This is a genomic window from Sinomonas terrae (assembly GCF_022539255.1).
In the GTDB taxonomy this organism is placed as follows: domain Bacteria; phylum Actinomycetota; class Actinomycetes; order Actinomycetales; family Micrococcaceae; genus Sinomonas; species Sinomonas terrae.
The window spans coordinates 1,065,001-1,081,355 of the sequence record NZ_JAKZBV010000001.1; the positions used below are offsets into that span (position 1 = coordinate 1,065,001).

Consider the following 16,355-nt stretch of genomic DNA (forward strand, 5'->3'; position numbering starts at 1 on the left):
CGGTCTCTTCCTAGAACTTGATCTGGATGATCTTGCGGAGCCAGAACGCGCCGATGCCCATGAGGACGATCGAGGCAGCGATCATGGCCCAGCCGAGCGGATTCGTGAACATCGGGGTCATGTAGGTGGGATTGACCATCATGAGCATGACGACGATGCCAACCGGAAGTGCCATGAGGATGTACGCGGAGAACTTGCCTTCTGCGGCGAGGGCGGAGATGTGGCCTTTGATCTCGCTGCGCTCTCGGATGGTCTCGTTGACCTGGTCGAGGACGTCGGCGAGGTTGCCGCCGACCTCGCGGTTGATCTGGATGGCCTGCGCTACCCACACGAAGTCCTGGCTGTCCATCCGCGACGCGGTGTCTTCGAGCGAGGCGAGCAGGTCGCGCCCTAGCGCCGTCTCGTGGACGACGCGGCGCATCTCGTGCGCGGTCGGCTGAGGGCTCTCTGCGGCCGCCGCGTCGATGGCCCGCAGGATGCTGTGGCCGGCCCGGAGGCCGCCTGCGAGGAGGTTCAGCGTGTCCGAGAGCTGTCCGTCGAACTTCTTCCGGCGCCCCGAGATGCGGAACCGCACCACGAGGTGAGGGACGAGCGGGGCGATGATGGCGAGCAGGAGGCCGAGCCCGAGGCTGCCGCCGAGGAGCCCGAGCGCGATGCCGACGGCCATCCCGGCGATGACCCAGATGAGCAGGTCGGCCTGACGCACGTGGAGGCCGGCGACGTCGAGCAGTTCGGGGGAGACGACGCGGAGCCGACGCGCGGAGATCCACCCCTGGAGGGCGTCTGCCATGCCGGTGGCGGCCCGGCTGAACGCTCCTTCGCTGTCGGTGACGATGGGCCGCCGCCGCGAGACGGGCAGGGCCCGGTGGCCGGGACGGAGTACGAGGATCGCCGAGACGAGGCCGCCCGCGAGGATCAGGCCGCAGCCGAGCATTACTTCCATGGCTGCTGCTCCTGATCTCGCTGAGGCGGGGTGAAGATACCGGGGCGGACGTTGATCCCGAGGTCCTCGAAGCGCTCGAGGAAGCGGGGCCGGACACCGGTCGCGATGGCGCTTCCGCGGAAGCGGCCGTTCGCGTCGAGGCCAGCCGCGTAGTCGAAGACGAACGCGTCCTGGAGCGTGACGATCTCACCCTCCATGCCCTGCACCTCGGTGATGTGCGTGATGCGGCGAGAGCCGTCGCGCATGCGCGAGATCTGCACGATGAGGTTCACGGCCGAGGCGATCTGCTCGCGGATGGCGCGCAAGGGAAGGTCCATGCCGGCCATGAGGACGAGGGTCTCCAGACGCGCGATTGCGTCCCGCGGGGAGTTCGAATGGACGGTCGAGAGCGAACCGTCGTGGCCAGTGTTCATGGCCTGGAGCATGTCGAGGGACTCGCCGCCACGGACCTCACCGACCACGATGCGGTCGGGGCGCATACGGAGCGAGTTGCGGACGAGGTCGCGGATTGTGACCTGACCTGTGCCCTCCGTGTTCGGCGGCCGGCTCTCGAGCCGAACGATGTGCTCCTGCTGGAGCTGGAGCTCGACGGCGTCCTCGATCGTGACGATGCGCTCGTCGTCGGGGATGAAGGAGGAGAGGACGTTGAGGAGCGTCGTCTTTCCCGTGCCCGTACCGCCCGAGACGATGATGTTGAGCTTGGCCTTGACGCACGCCTGCAGGAGCTCGGCCATCTCGAGTGTGAGGCTACCGAAGCCGATGAGGTCCCGAACCGTGAGCGGAATCTTGCCGAACTTTCGGATCGTGAGCGAGGATCCGCCGACGGCGAGGGGCGGGATGACGGCGTTGACGCGAGAGCCGTCGGCGAGACGCGCGTCCACGAGCGGCGAGGACTCGTCGATGCGGCGTCCCACTCGGGAGACGATGCGCTCGATCACCGTGCGGAGCTGGGTCTCGGAGGTGAACCGCAGCTCGGAGAGCTGGAGCTTGCCCTTGCGCTCGATGTAGATCTGGTCGTGGCGGTTGACCATGATCTCGGTGACGTCGTCGTCGTCCAGCAGGCGCTGGAGCGGCCCGTAGCCCAGGACGTCGTCCTCGATGTCGCGCAGGAGGCGCGAGCGTTCGGTGGCGCTGAGCGGGACGTGCTCCTCGTCGATGACGTGCGTGAGCTCGTCGCGGGCGGCGGAGCGCAGCTCCTCCTCTGTGGCGCCCGAGTCGCCGAAGCGCGAGCCCATGCGCTCGAACAGGGCGTCCGCCGCGCGCTGCTTGAGGCCAGCGAGGGCGTCCGAGGGCAGCAGCTTGGGGGCGCCCGGCGTGGGGGGCAGGGCGAACGCGGAGAGATCGGGCGCGACGGGGTCGACGACGTCGACGGCGGTGCCCCCGGCAGCGGCGGGCGCCGACGGGGCGGCGGGGACGGGACGGCCTTCGGCGATGCCGATGCGCTCGGAGAGCTTCACGAGACCACAACCCTTCGGTGGAGACGCCGGCGTGCGGAGGCAGCGCCGGCTGGCGTGAACCGGTCGACGACGTCGCCGAGCGCCGTCGTCGCCTTGTCACGGCGGGTGGACTGGAGGACGGGGATGCCGCGGTTGGTCGAGTAGGAGACCCACCGCGAGCGGGGGACGCTCACGTCGACGGGCACGCCCACGGTCGCTTCGACATCGCGCACGCTCAGGCCTGCCTTCGTATCGGCCATGTTGATCACGAGGTGGCGCGTCTCGGGCAGGAGACCGAGGCGGCCCAGGACGTCGAGGCTCGAGCGCAGGCCACGTACGCCGGGGACGTCCATGCCCGTGACCCACACGCCGTCCGTGCATTCCTCGAGTGCCGAGAGCGTGCACTCGCCGAGGCCCGGCGCCGTGTCCACGACCACGTACTCGAACTGGTCGGCGAGCTGGCGGATGAGACGTGAGACCTGCTCCGGCGTGATGTGGTCCGCCTCGACCGGATCCCGGGGCGCGCACAGCGCGTAGATGCCGGCCGGATGGAGGGTGAGGAACGCCTTGAGCACGAGCGAGTCCTGCGCCGCCGCGCGGGAGACTCCGTCCGTGACGGTGTGCTCGGGGTCGAGGTCGAGGCCCGAGGCAACGTCGCCGAACTGGAGGTCGAGGTCGACGATCACCACGTTCATGGGGGAGACCTTGCCGAGCCCGACGGCGATGTTCGTCGCGAGGGTCGTCTTGCCGACGCCGCCCTTGGGGGAGAAGACGCCGATGACGCGGCCGCGGTGATCGTCGGTCGGCGTCGGGACGGTGGCCTCGCGGCGTCGTCCCTCGGACGTCTGCACGGAGCGCTGGAGGATGACCCGCAGCTGCTCGGGCTCGACGTTCGCCGAGACCACGTCGCGGATGCCGGCCCTCATCGCCTGGAGCATGAGCTCAGCGTCCGCTTCCGCCGCCAGCAGCACGGAGACATCGGGGAAGCGGACGTCGAAGACCGTGGCGAGGCGGAGTGCGCCTTCGAGCGGCACGCCCGGCCCGAGGACGACGACGGCGGGCCGCACGCCGCCGAGGAGCTCGAAGATCTGCTCGGGCTGCTCGGGGAGTTCCGCCGTGGCGACGGTGTGCACGCCGCCCGGGAGGGCGCCGTCGATCGCCGCCCGCATGCGCTCGGCGAAGTCGGGGCTCGGGGTGATCAGCACGAAGCGGCTCATTGGTACACCTTCGATCGGTCGATCGGGCTCGGGGTGGTCTGCGGGAGGTTGGCCTGTTCCTTGCTCAGCCAGATGGTGCCGAACTGGGCGGCGAAGACGATCTTCGTGGCCTCCACGTCGTTGACCGCGACGGTCAGCGTGATGGTTCCTGTGGCTGGCTTGGCGTTGTCGACGGGTTGGGCCACGCCCTGCACCGAGGTGATGAGCACCGAGTGGTACACGAGCGCGGTGCTTTCGGGGCCGCCGCTGGGGAGGGCGCCGTGGTCGAACGAGAGGAAGACGCCCACCGTGTCCCCCGCCTGGAGCTTGCCGCCCACCGCCCGGTCCGCGTTCACCGTGAACGAGACCTGCTGGAGGCCCGCCGGCACAGCTACCGAGCCGGGCGCCGTGAGCGTGCTCGGATCCGCCAGGTGGTCCGAGAGGACCTGCTCGCCAGGCTGCATCGCCGCCGAGACGACCTTGCCGGACATCCCGTCGAGGGAGTGCAAGGCCGTCGGCGCGACCGCGCTCGCCGGGAGCGACTTGAGCTGCACCGAGCCGCTGATGTTCGCCGCGGCCGTGCCCTGGGGGATTGCCTTCGTGACAACCAGAACGTCGGTCGGCTGCATTCCGGCCTGAGCGCGGGCGTCGGCGCCGTTGGCGTATGAGATCACCAGCACGACGCCGAGGATGGCCGCGACAAGGGCGGCGGCGCCGGCAACGAGTCTGGACTTCACGATGCTCCTGAGTTCGGTGGTTCGGTGGAGTGATTAGTTGGTGAGGCGAACGATGGTGGCGCCGAAGGGGGTCGAGGGGCCAACCTGGTAGGTGTTGTCGAGGGCGACGAACGTGACGAACTGGCCGATGATGCCAGTGCAGTTGCCCGTGCAGCTGAGGGCTGAGGACCCGTTCGGATTCTGGTTGTTGTAGGAGTTGTTCGGGTTCGTTGTGCTGGTCCCGCCGAAATTCCACCCGATCACGCTGTAGGCGGCGAAACCGGAAAGGGTATAGATGGCGCTCGAACCGGTGCCCGTGACTGCCGTGAAGACGGGCAGGAGAACGATGACCCTCTGGCCGGCGCTCAGGGTCGCGACCCACTGCGCCAGGATCGTGCCGCAGTTGGAGGGCGCGCTGTTTCCTGGGCTGCTGCCGCCTTCGGACTGTGCGATGTTGATGGTCGCCCCGCACTGGCCCGAGTCCTGGACGAGCCAGCCGAACCCGCCTGGCACCACTGCCCCAGAGGGACCGTAGTTGCAGCTTGGATTAGCGCCCGAGCCGTGGCTCTCGAGGAGCTGGTAGGCGCCGTTGATCATGCCTTGGACCTGGCAGATCGAGAAGGCCAGCGGGAAGGGAGCGACCCCCGTGCTGGGGCTGCCCCATGCGGCGGTTGCCGACGCACCCACCTTGGCGCTCGTGATCCCGAGCGTCTGGGCGAGGAACAGGGAAACTGAACCAGCCTGCATGCCCGGCTGGAGCGGCTGCGTGGCGGCGGTGACCGTCTGGGCTGTCGTGTTGACGGTCAGCGACGCGATGCCGGCCTGCGCTTGGTACATGTTCGACTGAGCGAGCGAGGTCGCCAGAGTCGAGGTGCTCGCGCACTGTGGGTCGCTGAGCGAAGCGGCGCACTTCTGCGCGACGGCGATTGCCGCAGCATCCGCACCGCTCTGCAGTTGGGCTTGCTTCCCGTACAGCATTCCGCCGTCGACCGCGAGGGCGCTTGCCGCGAGCAGTACGACCAAAAGCAAGGCCGTGACAACGGCGACGGCTCCGCGCTCGCGGTCCGCTCCGCCGTCGTACATGGACTTGCACTTCGAGACTAGCCGCCGCACAGCATGACCCCCTTCCCCTGAAGAGGGAAGGTGCCGAAGAAGCCGGTGCCCTTGTACGTGTAGTTCACGGTGAAGGTCACCTGGGCGCCTGCCGTGCACGTTGTGGGTGAGACCGAGAATGACGACGACGGCAGCTGGGCGAGTGGTGATGCCGCGTTCTGGGCCGCCGTCACCGCCGCGGTCTGGCTGTTCTGCAACACCATGACCCGTGCTCCGGCCCGGGCCGCATAGGTGAGCGTCTGCTGGGCGCTGAAGATCCGCCCGAAGTCGAGGACGCCGAGCACCAGCAACAGCAGCGCCGGCAGCACGAGCGCAAACTCGACTGCTGCGGCTCCGCGTTCGCGGTGCTGGGCCTGCATGGGGACTCCTCTGGAACTCAAGCTTGGGTGGTGCGAGAGGTGCGGGGCACGATGAAGCCGCCCGGGGCCAGCACGAAGCCGGGTCCGGGCGGCCTCAAAGAATCACGGGTTGGTTGTGGGAACCTGCCCGGCGACGTTGTTGAACATCGTGGTGAGGTTCTTGCCGAGAAGCGTGACCGCGACGATGATGACGACGGCGATGAGGGCGACCATAATGCCGTACTCGACGGCGGTCGCGCCCTTCTCGTCGGAGAGGAAGCGCTCCTTGGCCTTGATGCCGAGGACGTGCAGGGAAGCGATAAGAGAAAGCATGTCTGGCTCCTGTTGGGGGGGTGGTTCCGCTGGCGGTTACCAGCTCCACGATCAAAGTTAGGAGCGCGGACATAGCTCAGGTACGAATCTTGCTTGAAGCTCGGGGAAGCCTTGGGGAACTCGCGGGCTGCGGGTTTTTCCTGCGCTTTCCTTGGGGTGGAGCTTGGGAATGGCTGGGAGGCTACCGGGCGCCAGCGAGCTTCATCGGAGTCTTCAGGCGCTCTGGGCGAGATCGAAGCCACCGATGGGAGGGCTGCTCGACGAAGACGCTGCTTAGGAACGCAAAAGGCAGGACTGCGACGAGGCCTGCAGCCGCATATCCGAGCGGCGGCAAGGAAGCCGGGAGGTGCAGCGCGGCGAGCAGCTGTTGGACTGGCCAGCCGTAGAGGTAGATGCCGTAAGAAAGGTCGCGTCCCAATTCGATTCGGGCGAGGGCCCGATGGGAACCAGCGGCGAGGAGCAGATAAGTCAGGGGGAGTGCGGTCAGAACGGGGCCGAGGCCCGTGATGAGAAACGCGAACGCGAGTGCAGCGGCCAGCATCGCCGGGAGTGGCTCTACTCGTACTCGGTCGCAGTAGAAGGCGAGAAGGGAACCGGCGAGAAAGAAGGCGATGAAGGGGAGCACAAACGCGGTCCGGTCGGGTTCGAAACCCTTGGCGAAGATCTGGCTGCTGTCGACGACTGTCGTTGCCCCGAGGAGGAGCGCGATGACCATGGGTGCGAGCCGCTCGGCCGAGCGGCGACGGAGCAGGAAGACGATGCCGGCAACGATCACGTAGCAGAGTGCCGCCCACGTCAAAGTCCAGAGGATCCCGTTCCAATCGAGGTAATCGACGTTGCCCTGCAACGAGGTGCCGATCGAAGGGGTCGTTGTCACTCCGTTGAGCACGAGGAATGCCAGGCCCAGGAACTCCAGAGCGGAACGGATGTCGTAGTGGCCACCTGTTAGCAATGCGCCGAAGGGAGCGGCGAGGAACGCTACGGCAAGTGCTGCAACGACCAGACCGGCGTAGAAAGGGGAAATGCGAGCGGCTGCAAATGCCCGGAACGACGATGCACGCTGGGCGCTGAGGGTAGTCAGGTAACCCGAGATGGCGAAGAATCCCAGAATGCCGGCGGTGCCTAGCTTGATGCCCAAGAGGGCAGGCTGTGGCCCGTATCCGCCAAGCCACCAAGCGTTCGAGACGACCACGGCGCCCGCGCAGAGGAGCCGGAGGACGTTGAGCGCATTGGCGGAAGGGTCGAGACGACTTTGATCCCGGAGGGCGGAGTCCCCTCCCGGTTCTGGGTGCCGGGAGAGGACTCCGGATCGGAGAGCCCGTCGAAGGTGAGCCTTCGTGGCGGGCAGGGCGAAGGTCATGGCAGGTGCAGCCCAGTCCTGAGGAGGTCGACGAGATGGTTGTAATAGTCGCTGAGGGATGCGCCGAAGAGCATCACTCCCGCGAGAATCACCATCGCGATGAAGCCGCAGAGAATTGCGTATTCAGTCGCGGTCGCTCCTCGGTCGCACTGATCTGGATAGACTGGTTCTGGCATTTCCATGACCTTCTCCTTACGAGAAGACTTTGAAGATGTTCATTACTGTGGGGCCAAGAATGATGACAAAAAGTGCGGGGAGGATCGCAAAGACCAAGGGGAACAGGATTTTGACCGGGATCTTCATGGCGTGTTCCTCGGCATGCTGTCTGCGCTTAAGACGCATCTCACCTGCCTGGGCGCGGAGAACATTGGCGATCGCGATGCCATATTGATCCGCCTGAACGACGGACCGAATGAAGGAGCGCAGCTCCGGGAACGCCGCCCGTTCGGACAGGTCCAGATAGGCCTCCCGTCGTGGGCGTCCCACTTGAATGTCCTGAAGCGTTCGGACAAATTCGTCGGCGAGTGGACCGCTGCTGTTCTGGGCAGCCCTGTCCATTGCGCCTTCAAAGCCGACTCCCGCCTCGACCGAGATGAGCATTTGGTCCAGCATGTTAGGAAGTGCGATTTGCATCGCGCTTCTTCGCTTCTGAGCCGTATTGTTCAGAAGGATGTCGGGCACGAAGTAGGCGAAGGCACTGGCTGCAAAAAGGATGACAAACCCTTGTGTCCCTGGGTTCTTCAGGACCATGACGAGTCCGAGGGCGAAGCAGAGCAGGCCGAGGAGGGGCTTGGCCACCAGCACTCGGTCCAGGGGCCACGCCTTGGGCCGTCCTGCCCCCGCGAGCTTGTGGTCGAGCCAGACGGTGTAGCGCTTCGTCGTGATCCTACGAGCCGCTTCGTTTAACATGCCAGGAACGGACGAGGGCGATGACTTCTTGGCGCCCCCATCAGAGGCAAGACCGAGGTTGCGCTCGATTGTCTTCCGAACGGTCCGATCCGTTCCGACGAACGACCAAGTCAGGTAGGTAATCGGAATGATGATGGCTGCGATTGATCCAACGACGGTGACAGACATGGGTCCTTCCTCAGAACTTCGGCTTAATGATCCGAGAAAGCCAGAAAGTACCGATCGTCAGCATCACTGCAACGGCCGCCAACATGAGCCATCCGGGCAGCGTCGTGAAGAAAATGGCGGCATAGCTTGGATTCATGAAGCAGATGATGACGAGCATGAAGATGGGGAGCGCGACTAGAACCCCGGCCGACATTTTTCCCTCGGCGCTGAGCGCTTTTACCTGACGGGCAAGTCGGGTTCGATCCATGATTGTGTCGTTGACGTTTACGAGAAGTTCGGCGAGGTTGCCGCCAACTTCTCGCTGCGTTTCGATCGCCTGTGCCACCCACAGGAAGTCCTGGCTCTTCATTCGAGCTGCGGTGTCAAGCAGGGACTCGATGAGGTCGCGTCCAATGCGCGTCTCGTTGACTACACGCCGGAGCTCTTCGCCCATGGCACCTTCGGACTCCTCGGCAGCACCGTCGAGCGCTCGGAGCAGACTATGTCCGGCGCGCATGCTTCCCGCCAGCATCGTCAGTGTGTCCGGGAGTTGCTCGGCGAACTTTGACTGCCGGCGCGACGCCTTCATATTGAGCCAGATGAAGAGTCCGGCAGGCCCTGCGAGTGCTAGAAGGAGGGCCACCCCGAGGCCCGCAAGCAGAAATCCGACGATACCGAGTGCGAAGAACGCGGCGCCGCACATGAGCAAGAAGTCAGCTGCCCGAATACGGAGTCCCGCCTGTTCGAACTTGTCCGCAGACAGAAGGCGGAGCTGTCGTCCTTTCAAACCCTTGTTGATCGCACCTAGCGCGCCTTCGGTGAGCTTGGAAAGTGCAGACGCGGAGCCCTGGGCCTCGGGACGACGGCGGTCGAGCGGCACGACTCGGCGGGATCTCGCGACCATGAAGACGAACAGGAAAATTGCCCCGTATGCCGCTATTAGACCAGCGATGAGAACAGTAGGGGAATCCACAGTCTCACACCCTTCCGAACTGTTGGCCGAAGATGTTCGGGCTGATCTTGATGCCGAGATCCGCAAAGCGTTCGGTAAACCGCGGACGGACGCCGGTGGGGATGGGCTTCCCGCGGAACCTGCCATTGGCGTCAACGCCTGCACTGAAATCGAAGAGGAAGGCGTCCTGCAAGGTGACTATGTCGCCCTCCATGCCCTGCACTTCCGTCACGTGGGTTACTCGTCGGGTTCCATCCCGAAGACGGGTCAGGTGAACGATGAGGTTCACCGCCGATGCGACCTGCTCGCGGATCGCGCGGAGCGGGAGGTCCATGCCTGCCATGAGCACTAGTGTTTCGAGACGCGCGATCGCGTCGCGCGGCGTGTTGGCGTGGACGGTCGAGAGAGAACCGTCGTGACCGGTGTTCATCGCTTGGAGCATGTCGAGCGTCTCGCCACCACGAACCTCACCGACCACGATGCGGTCGGGCCGCATACGCAGAGAGTTGCGGACCAGATCACGAATCGTAATCGCCCCCACGCCTTCAATGTTCGGTGGCCGGCTCTCCAACCGAACAACATGGTCCTGTTGGAGCTGAAGCTCAACCGCATCTTCGATCGTGACGATACGTTCCGTTGAGGGGATGAAGGACGACAGGACGTTTAGCAGCGTTGTCTTTCCAGTGCCCGTACCACCAGAGACGATGACGTTCATCCTCGCTTCGACGCATGCCCGGAGCAGCTCGGCCATCTCCGGGCTCAGCGATCCCAACTCGATAAGTCGGTGGACCGAAAGCGCGTCTTTTGAGAACTTCCGGATAGTGAGGGCTGCACCGTTCACGGCCAGCGGCGGGATTATGGCGTTGACGCGGGATCCGTCGGCGAGGCGTGCGTCCACGAGAGGGGATGACTCATCCACCCGGCGTCCGATCCGCGAGACGATCCGGTCAATGACGCGACGCAGCTGTTCCTCTGACGTGAAGGTCGTCTCGGTTGCTTGTAGACGGCCCCCGCGCTCTACGAACACTTGATCGGCCCTATTGACCATGATCTCTGTGATGCTCGGGTCGTCGAGGTAGCGCTGGAGCGGCCCAAGACCGAGGACATCGTCCATGACCTCGTTGATGAACCGTTCGCGTTCACTTGAAGTGAGCGGGACATCCTGGGTAGCGACTACATCGCGCAACTCGGTGCGGACGTAGTCGTGGAGTTCGGCCTCATTCAGTGAGGAGTCGGCAATGCGGCTCCCAACTCGCTCGTAGAGCTCCGCTGTCGCCTTTTCCTTGAGTTCCCGGAGCGCCTGACTGCTTCGAACGCTCCCAAGTGGTCGGTTGCCGGCAAGTCGGGCTTCGGCCTCAGCCGCTACAGCGGCATCCCGGCGCACGCTCAAGGTCGAGCCGCCTGCCTCCGCCACGTTGATCAGCGGAATGCCTGTGGGCGGAGTAAGGACCGACGCAGCCAGCTCCGCCACTACTTTCTGGGAGGGAGCGGAACGTTCTGGGTTTCGGGCTGAGTGGAGACGATCGCTGAGGCTCACTGGAACACCACCCGCCGATGGACTTGCCGACGGTTCCGTTCTTCCCAAGAAGGGTGGAACCGTTCGACGAGCTTCCGGAGGCCCTTCACAGTGGCATCGCGTATGCCGTCTTGAAGAGCGGGAACGCCACGATTAGTGGCCAGAGGCATGGCCTTGGACCGCGAGAGAATCACATCTATCGGGACGCCGATCGTTGCCTCGATGTCCTGAACCGTGATCCCTGATTTCCGGTCCGCCATATTCACCACGACGTGGCGATGCTCGGGAAGCATGTCGAGTTCGTTCAGGATCTCGAGGCCCGACTTGAGTCCTCTGATGCTGGGAAGGTCCATGCCGCAGACCCACACGACGTCGGTCGCCTGATCCAGGGCGGCGAGGACGTGCTCGCCGAGGCCCGGCGACGTATCGATGACGACGTATTGGAATTCTGAGGCCAGCCGCGAGATGAGCTCGCTTACCTGCTCTGCGGAGACTCGATCAGCGTCGGCTGGATTGAGCGGAGCGCAGAGTGCATAGAGCTTCGTCGCATGGGGGACCAAGTAGGTCTTAAGCGACAGGGAGTCCATAGGTCCGCCAACCGCGTCGACGATGGACCGATCGGGCTTCATCATAAGGCCGCTCGCGACATCGCCGAATTGCAGGTCCAGATCGACGATCACCACCGACATCGGGGAATTCTTGGCGAGGCCGACCGCGATGTTGGTTGCGATTGTCGTCTTCCCCACTCCGCCCTTAGGTGACATCACGGTGATGACGCGTCCACGCCCCTGACTCGTATTCTCACCGGCCCCAGGCTGAACGGCACTTGCACTCGAGAGGCGATAGGACGCCGCTGTGGCGGCCTGCTCAAGGTGAACACGGAGCGTGTCGATGTCCGCATTGGGCGTCACCAGATCCCGGACACCGGAGCGCATGGCAGCGAGAGCGAGATCCGGCGATGCGTCGGCTGCGTACATGACGCTGACATGAGGTGATCGCACATCGACGGCCGCGGCGAAGTTGAGCACATCCGACGAGGGGAGGTCGGGGCCTAGGACCAGCACCTCCAGGGGCTCACCCACGAGCTGCCCGAACATGTCGTCGATGGTAGAAGGGAGGAAATCAGCTCTGAAAGCTTGTAACGTCCCTGGGAGACCGGCAGCGGCGAGGCGAACTCGTTCGTCGAAATCCGGTTCAGCGGTGACCAGTGCGAAGCGGCTCATCGCAGTACCTTCGTCCGGTCGATGGGAGCCGAATTGCTGTCGGCAGCGGAGGCAGGATCCTTGGTCAGGTACACCTGGCCGTAGAGGTCTGCGTATACAAGGCGCTCGATGTCGGAAGCCGGTCGGGCGAAGGTGACGAGATAGTCACCGGTACTCGCGTTTGAGTTGGCGTTGCCACCAGCCACGCTGCCTCCTTGGCTAGCCTGGGGCGTGGGCGATCCGGACGATCCCTGGGCCAGAGTCCCACTGGGAAGCTGAACGGCGGTGACGAGCACTTTGTTGAAGGTCATCTGGGTCTGCGCTGGAAGTGCGTCCTCCTTCGCGAAGGAGATGACGATGCCAACGGTATCGCCAGCAGCAATGTCGCCTCCTACAACCCTGTCCGCGGACAGCTTGAGAGTCACTTCCTGCATTCCTGCAGGAACAGCGACTCGACCGGGAGGAGTGAGGCTGGTGGGGTCAATGAACCGGGTCGTCAGGAGCTGCTCGCCCGGCTGGAGTGCGACCGAGGCAACCTTTCCCTGAACCGAGGTGAGGTCGGTGACCGGATCGACTGGAACGGCGTTCTTCGGCACTGGCTTCTTGCTTACGTAGTCGCCGAGGTTGGCAGCCGGGGTGCCGGCGGGAATCAGCTTCTGGACAACATAGACGTCCTCGGTCTGAACTCCGGCGAGGGCGCGGCTATCAGCCGCGTTGACGTAGGTAATGAGAAGGACGGTGCCGATGATTGCGACAATCAGAGCAGCCACGCCTCCCAGTAGGCGGGTTCTCACAATGTGTCCCTTCGATAGAACTTACTTGGTGAGGTAGAAGGCGCTCGTACCAAAGTCCTGGCCGCTGTTTCCAGAGGACTGTACTGATGCGTCAAAGCGAACGAACTGCCCGATGATGCACCGGTTGCTTCCTCCACTACAGGCGAGAGTTGGATAGCCCGTCGGCGGGTTTGAGTTGTACCAGTACGGGATGTTGCCGTTGCCTGTGGCGGAGAATTGCCAGCCGATGACTTCGAGGGTGGCGTAACCGAGGATCGTGTAGACGGCGTTGTTTCCGTTGTAGGCAGACTGACTGAAGACCGGAAACTGGACCTCGACTTTGCCGCCACTCGACAGGGTGTTGATCCAGCCTTGAAGGACCGAGGTGCAGCCGGAGTAGTTCGGACTGATGCCGGTGTTGGAACCGACGGTGCCACCGGCCGAAGTCGTAACGCTGCATGTTCCCGAGTCCTGTAGCCAGCCCCAGCCGCCGGTCGTGCTCTGGCCGCTCGCATTGGTGCAGGTATCTGTCGGAGTGGCTGCAGGTCCATTTCCAGGCTTGTAGGAGAACACCTGCATTTGCCCGCTGGCGGAGCCAGACGACAAATCAAAGCAGGCGTTCGAGAGGGCAAGTGGGAAACCGCTTCCGCCACCCGGAGGGCCCCACTTCGCCGTCGCTTGCGCAGCCACACTGATGGGTCCACCGCCGACCGCTTGCCGGAGTAGCGGGGTGAGGAACCCGGCGTTCGTGCTTCCGTCGAGCGTGGTTGTGGTGACCGTCACCTGATTGGCAACAGAGAGGTCTACGGCCTTGACGGTCGTAGCACCGTCATTGGCGTTGCCGTTGACGAGAGGTTGTGCCCAAGACATTCCATCCGCTGCGCTGCAACCACCAGCTTTGTAACACTGCTGTGCGATGCCCAGAGCTGCGGAATCCGCGCCGTTCTGAAGCTGAGCTCGCTCGGCGTAGACCTGTCCGACGTCGACGGCCACTGCTCCAAAGCCGATCAGGGCCATGATGATAATTACGGTGATGATGGCGATGGCCCCGCGCTCACTGTCTTTGCGGGACTTGATGAGAACCTTGATCATCCTCCACACCTCATTGCACTGACTCCCGTGACGGTCCAGGGACCCATGGTTCCGGTGAGGCTGGATAAGGAGTACTTGATCGTGACAGTCATGGTTAGCCCCGAGGAACAAGCCGGCGAGCTGAACGTGTACTGGAAAGCACCGGAGTTGATCGTTGGGGAAGCCGTGGCCGCTGCAGCTTGGGCATCTGCCTGCTGAGTTGCGGCGGAGGCCGTTGGATCGGAAACCGCCATGGCTCTCGCCGCTTCCCGTGCAGCCTGCGTGACACTGATCTGCACTCGGAAGAAGTTTCCGTATTCGATGATCCCGAGGAGGACCGCGAGGAAGAGCGGCGCTACGAGGGCGAACTCGACCGCGACTGCGCCACGTTCTTGCCAGCGCTTCGTAAGAGCCATGGTGTCCTCCGTTAGGTGGCTGGGCGGATGGGGTGGGAGCATCCCACCCCATCCATTCACCCGAAGTCGACTAAGTCAGCCGGCCATTTGTTAGGCCTCCAAGGTGCTTGGAGGACGGTGGCGTTGTTGCCAATACTCAGAATTGCGATTGGTCTCGCAAGAGGACCGCTGATTCTCAGTTGCTGGCTTTGCTGGGGGTCACCAACCGCCAACCTTGGCTGCGAGGCCCTGGAAGAAGTTCTGCAGATTGTTTCCAAATGCGGTGACACCGAAGATGATGACGAGCGCAATGAGGCCGACAAGAAGTGCGTATTCGGTTGCCGTGGCACCCTTTTCGCCCTTAGCGCGATCGGTGATGTCGTTCCAGAAGGTGACGAGCGAAGCCAGGAAAGCGTTCATGATAGTTCCTTTGCCGAGAAGCATCGCCGGATCCAAGGCAACGACCCCCAAATCGAGCGCCGTCGGGAACTGGCAAATCAAACTTCCCATTCGAACCGCGTGCTGACCATCCGTAATCAGTACTCGAGTTTTTCGAGAAGGGCGCGAATGGAGTACTCATGAGCTTGCGAGTAGTACTCGGTTTCCACCGTGGTACCTAGGGCGTATCTCGAGCTCGTGTCCGGCTCTGTGGACCTGCTTTTGACCCCACAGGGCAGGGCGGGTAAGCTCGATAGCTGTTGTGCGTGTCCTACCTCGATGGGACGCGTCCCGCGGGTGTCCAGTTGCAGGACTCACCAGCCGGCGGGCGCATTCGAGGTTCAGGGATGACTGGTCGGTAGAGTCCTCACCTCTTCTCCGGTAGCGCACGAAGTAACAGGTGCACCTCTGGGCGCCTACCAAGACCGAGAACGAAGGCAATAACTGTGCGTACGTACACTCCGAAGCCGGGCGACGCCGACCGTCAGTGGCACGTCATCGACGCCACTGACGTCGTCCTTGGTCGTCTTGCCAGCCAGACCGCAACACTGCTGCGCGGGAAGCACAAGCCGACCTACGCGCCCCACATGGACATGGGCGATTTCGTCATCATCATCAACGCCGACAAGGTTGCCCTCACCGGCGCCAAGCTCGACCAGAAGCGCGCTTACCGCCACTCGGGCTTCCCGGGTGGTCTGACCAGCGTCACCTACGCTGAGCTCCTCGAGAAGAACCCGGTTCGCGCCGTCGAGAAGGCCATCAGGGGCATGCTTCCCAAGAACAAGCTGGCTGCCCAGCAGCTGTCCAAGCTCAAGGTCTACGCGGGTCCGAACCACCCGCATCAGGCGCAGCAGCCGAAGACCTTCGAGATCAACCAGGTTGCCCAGTAGTCCTGGCCACTGCCCAAGAATTTACCAAGGAGAACACTGTGGCTCAGAACGAAGAGCTGAACACGGCCCCTGAGGCCGAGGAAAACCTGACCAGCTACACCTCGGAGAGCGCGCCCACCACCGAGACTGCCAAGCGCGAGCGCCCGGCCCTCACGGTTTCCGGTGCAGCTGTCGGTCGCCGTAAGCAGGCTGTCGCCCGTGTCCGCGTGGTCCCGGGGTCTGGCCAGTGGACGATCAACGGCCGCACGCTCGAGAACTACTTTCCGAACAAGCTCCACCAGCAGGAAGTCAACGATCCGTTCAAGCTCCTCGACCTCGAGGGTGCCTACGACGTCATCGTGCGGATTCACGGTGGCGGTCCCTCGGGTCAGGCTGGTGCCGTTCGTCTCGGCGTGTCCCGCGCGCTCAACGGCATTGACGTTGAGAACAACCGCCCGGCCCTGAAGAAGGCTGGCTTCCTGACCCGCGACGCCCGTGTGGTCGAGCGCAAGAAGGCCGGTCTCAAGAAGGCTCGCCGCGCCCCACAGTACTCGAAGCGCTGATACTCAGCCCATCCTGGAGGCCCGTCCCTTTGTTGGGGCGGGCCTCCGTTGTTTGTCGAAGGTGGTCGTTTTCAGAGTCAGACAC

General features: G+C 63.8%; 19 protein-coding genes. 2 read left to right on the plus strand and 17 right to left on the minus strand.

Annotated elements, in window-relative coordinates; genetic code table 11:
• Window positions 1-10 precede the first annotated feature (10 nt).
• The 17 genes from L0M17_RS04955 to L0M17_RS05035 form a co-directional block, all read right to left on the minus strand.
• On the minus strand, window positions 11-943 hold the full coding sequence (locus L0M17_RS04955; RefSeq protein WP_241052200.1) for a type II secretion system F family protein: 933 nt from the start codon (window positions 941-943) through the stop codon (window positions 11-13).
• Complete coding sequence (locus L0M17_RS04960; protein WP_241052209.1) at window positions 934-2,400, minus strand: TadA family conjugal transfer-associated ATPase; 1,467 nt, start codon at window positions 2,398-2,400, stop codon at window positions 934-936. Before L0M17_RS04960 ends, L0M17_RS04955 begins: the two co-directional genes overlap by 10 nt.
• Window positions 2,397-3,596, minus strand: coding sequence for a CpaE/TadZ family protein (locus tag L0M17_RS04965; protein ID WP_241052211.1), 1,200 nt, complete (start codon window positions 3,594-3,596; stop codon window positions 2,397-2,399). Before L0M17_RS04965 ends, L0M17_RS04960 begins: the two co-directional genes overlap by 4 nt.
• Window positions 3,593-4,312 carry a Flp pilus assembly protein CpaB gene (gene cpaB / locus L0M17_RS22630; RefSeq protein WP_241052213.1) on the minus strand — a complete coding sequence of 240 codons (720 nt, stop codon included), beginning with the start codon at window positions 4,310-4,312 and terminating at the stop codon, window positions 3,593-3,595. The genes L0M17_RS04965 and cpaB (L0M17_RS22630) overlap by 4 nt, the downstream gene beginning before the upstream one ends.
• A 33-nt stretch (window positions 4,313-4,345) precedes the next feature.
• A complete protein-coding gene (locus L0M17_RS04975; protein WP_241052215.1) occupies window positions 4,346-5,404 on the minus strand; it encodes a pilus assembly protein TadG-related protein in 1,059 nt (352 codons plus the stop codon).
• Complete coding sequence (locus L0M17_RS04980; protein WP_241052217.1) at window positions 5,392-5,763, minus strand: TadE/TadG family type IV pilus assembly protein; 372 nt, start codon at window positions 5,761-5,763, stop codon at window positions 5,392-5,394. Before L0M17_RS04980 ends, L0M17_RS04975 begins: the two co-directional genes overlap by 13 nt.
• A 102-nt stretch (window positions 5,764-5,865) precedes the next feature.
• Complete coding sequence (locus tag L0M17_RS04985; RefSeq protein ID WP_241052219.1) at window positions 5,866-6,075, minus strand: Flp family type IVb pilin; 210 nt, start codon at window positions 6,073-6,075, stop codon at window positions 5,866-5,868.
• A gap of 181 nt (window positions 6,076-6,256) precedes the next feature.
• A complete protein-coding gene (locus L0M17_RS04990; RefSeq protein WP_241052221.1) occupies window positions 6,257-7,435 on the minus strand; it encodes an acyltransferase family protein in 1,179 nt (392 codons plus the stop codon).
• Window positions 7,432-7,611: a Flp family type IVb pilin gene (locus L0M17_RS04995; RefSeq protein WP_241052229.1), complete on the minus strand. Its 180-nt coding sequence runs from the start codon at window positions 7,609-7,611 to the stop codon at window positions 7,432-7,434. Before L0M17_RS04995 ends, L0M17_RS04990 begins: the two co-directional genes overlap by 4 nt.
• A gap of 16 nt (window positions 7,612-7,627) precedes the next feature.
• Window positions 7,628-8,512 carry a type II secretion system F family protein gene (locus L0M17_RS05000; RefSeq protein ID WP_241052239.1) on the minus strand — a complete coding sequence of 295 codons (885 nt, stop codon included), beginning with the start codon at window positions 8,510-8,512 and terminating at the stop codon, window positions 7,628-7,630.
• 10 nt (window positions 8,513-8,522) lie between these two features.
• The gene (locus L0M17_RS22635; protein ID WP_241052241.1) at window positions 8,523-9,464 is read right to left on the minus strand and encodes a type II secretion system F family protein; all 942 of its coding nucleotides are present in this window, start codon (window positions 9,462-9,464) and stop codon (window positions 8,523-8,525) included.
• Window positions 9,465-9,468: 4 nt separating this feature from the next.
• The gene (locus L0M17_RS05010; RefSeq protein WP_241052246.1) at window positions 9,469-10,914 is read right to left on the minus strand and encodes a TadA family conjugal transfer-associated ATPase; all 1,446 of its coding nucleotides are present in this window, start codon (window positions 10,912-10,914) and stop codon (window positions 9,469-9,471) included.
• Between the two features lie 62 nt (window positions 10,915-10,976).
• Window positions 10,977-12,182 carry a CpaE/TadZ family protein gene (locus L0M17_RS05015; RefSeq protein ID WP_241052250.1) on the minus strand — a complete coding sequence of 402 codons (1,206 nt, stop codon included), beginning with the start codon at window positions 12,180-12,182 and terminating at the stop codon, window positions 10,977-10,979.
• A complete protein-coding gene (gene cpaB / locus L0M17_RS05020) occupies window positions 12,179-12,931 on the minus strand; it encodes a Flp pilus assembly protein CpaB (protein WP_241052252.1) in 753 nt (250 codons plus the stop codon). Before cpaB (L0M17_RS05020) ends, L0M17_RS05015 begins: the two co-directional genes overlap by 4 nt.
• 45 nt (window positions 12,932-12,976) lie before the next feature.
• The gene (locus L0M17_RS05025) at window positions 12,977-14,026 is read right to left on the minus strand and encodes a Tad domain-containing protein (protein WP_241052254.1); all 1,050 of its coding nucleotides are present in this window, start codon (window positions 14,024-14,026) and stop codon (window positions 12,977-12,979) included.
• Entirely contained in the window at window positions 14,023-14,421 is a 399-nt protein-coding gene (locus L0M17_RS05030) for a TadE family protein (protein ID WP_241052257.1), read from the minus strand. The genes L0M17_RS05025 and L0M17_RS05030 overlap by 4 nt, the downstream gene beginning before the upstream one ends.
• Window positions 14,422-14,619: 198 nt before the next feature.
• Window positions 14,620-14,820: a Flp family type IVb pilin gene (locus L0M17_RS05035; protein ID WP_241052259.1), complete on the minus strand. Its 201-nt coding sequence runs from the start codon at window positions 14,818-14,820 to the stop codon at window positions 14,620-14,622.
• A gap of 464 nt (window positions 14,821-15,284) precedes the next feature.
• Here L0M17_RS05035 and rplM point away from each other — a divergent pair, with 464 nt between their 5' ends.
• Window positions 15,285-15,728, plus strand: coding sequence for a 50S ribosomal protein L13 (gene rplM / locus L0M17_RS05040; RefSeq protein WP_241052261.1), 444 nt, complete (start codon window positions 15,285-15,287; stop codon window positions 15,726-15,728).
• 38 nt (window positions 15,729-15,766) lie between these two features.
• On the plus strand, window positions 15,767-16,270 hold the full coding sequence (gene rpsI, locus L0M17_RS05045; RefSeq protein ID WP_241052268.1) for a 30S ribosomal protein S9: 504 nt from the start codon (window positions 15,767-15,769) through the stop codon (window positions 16,268-16,270).
• Window positions 16,271-16,355: the final 85 nt, after the last annotated feature.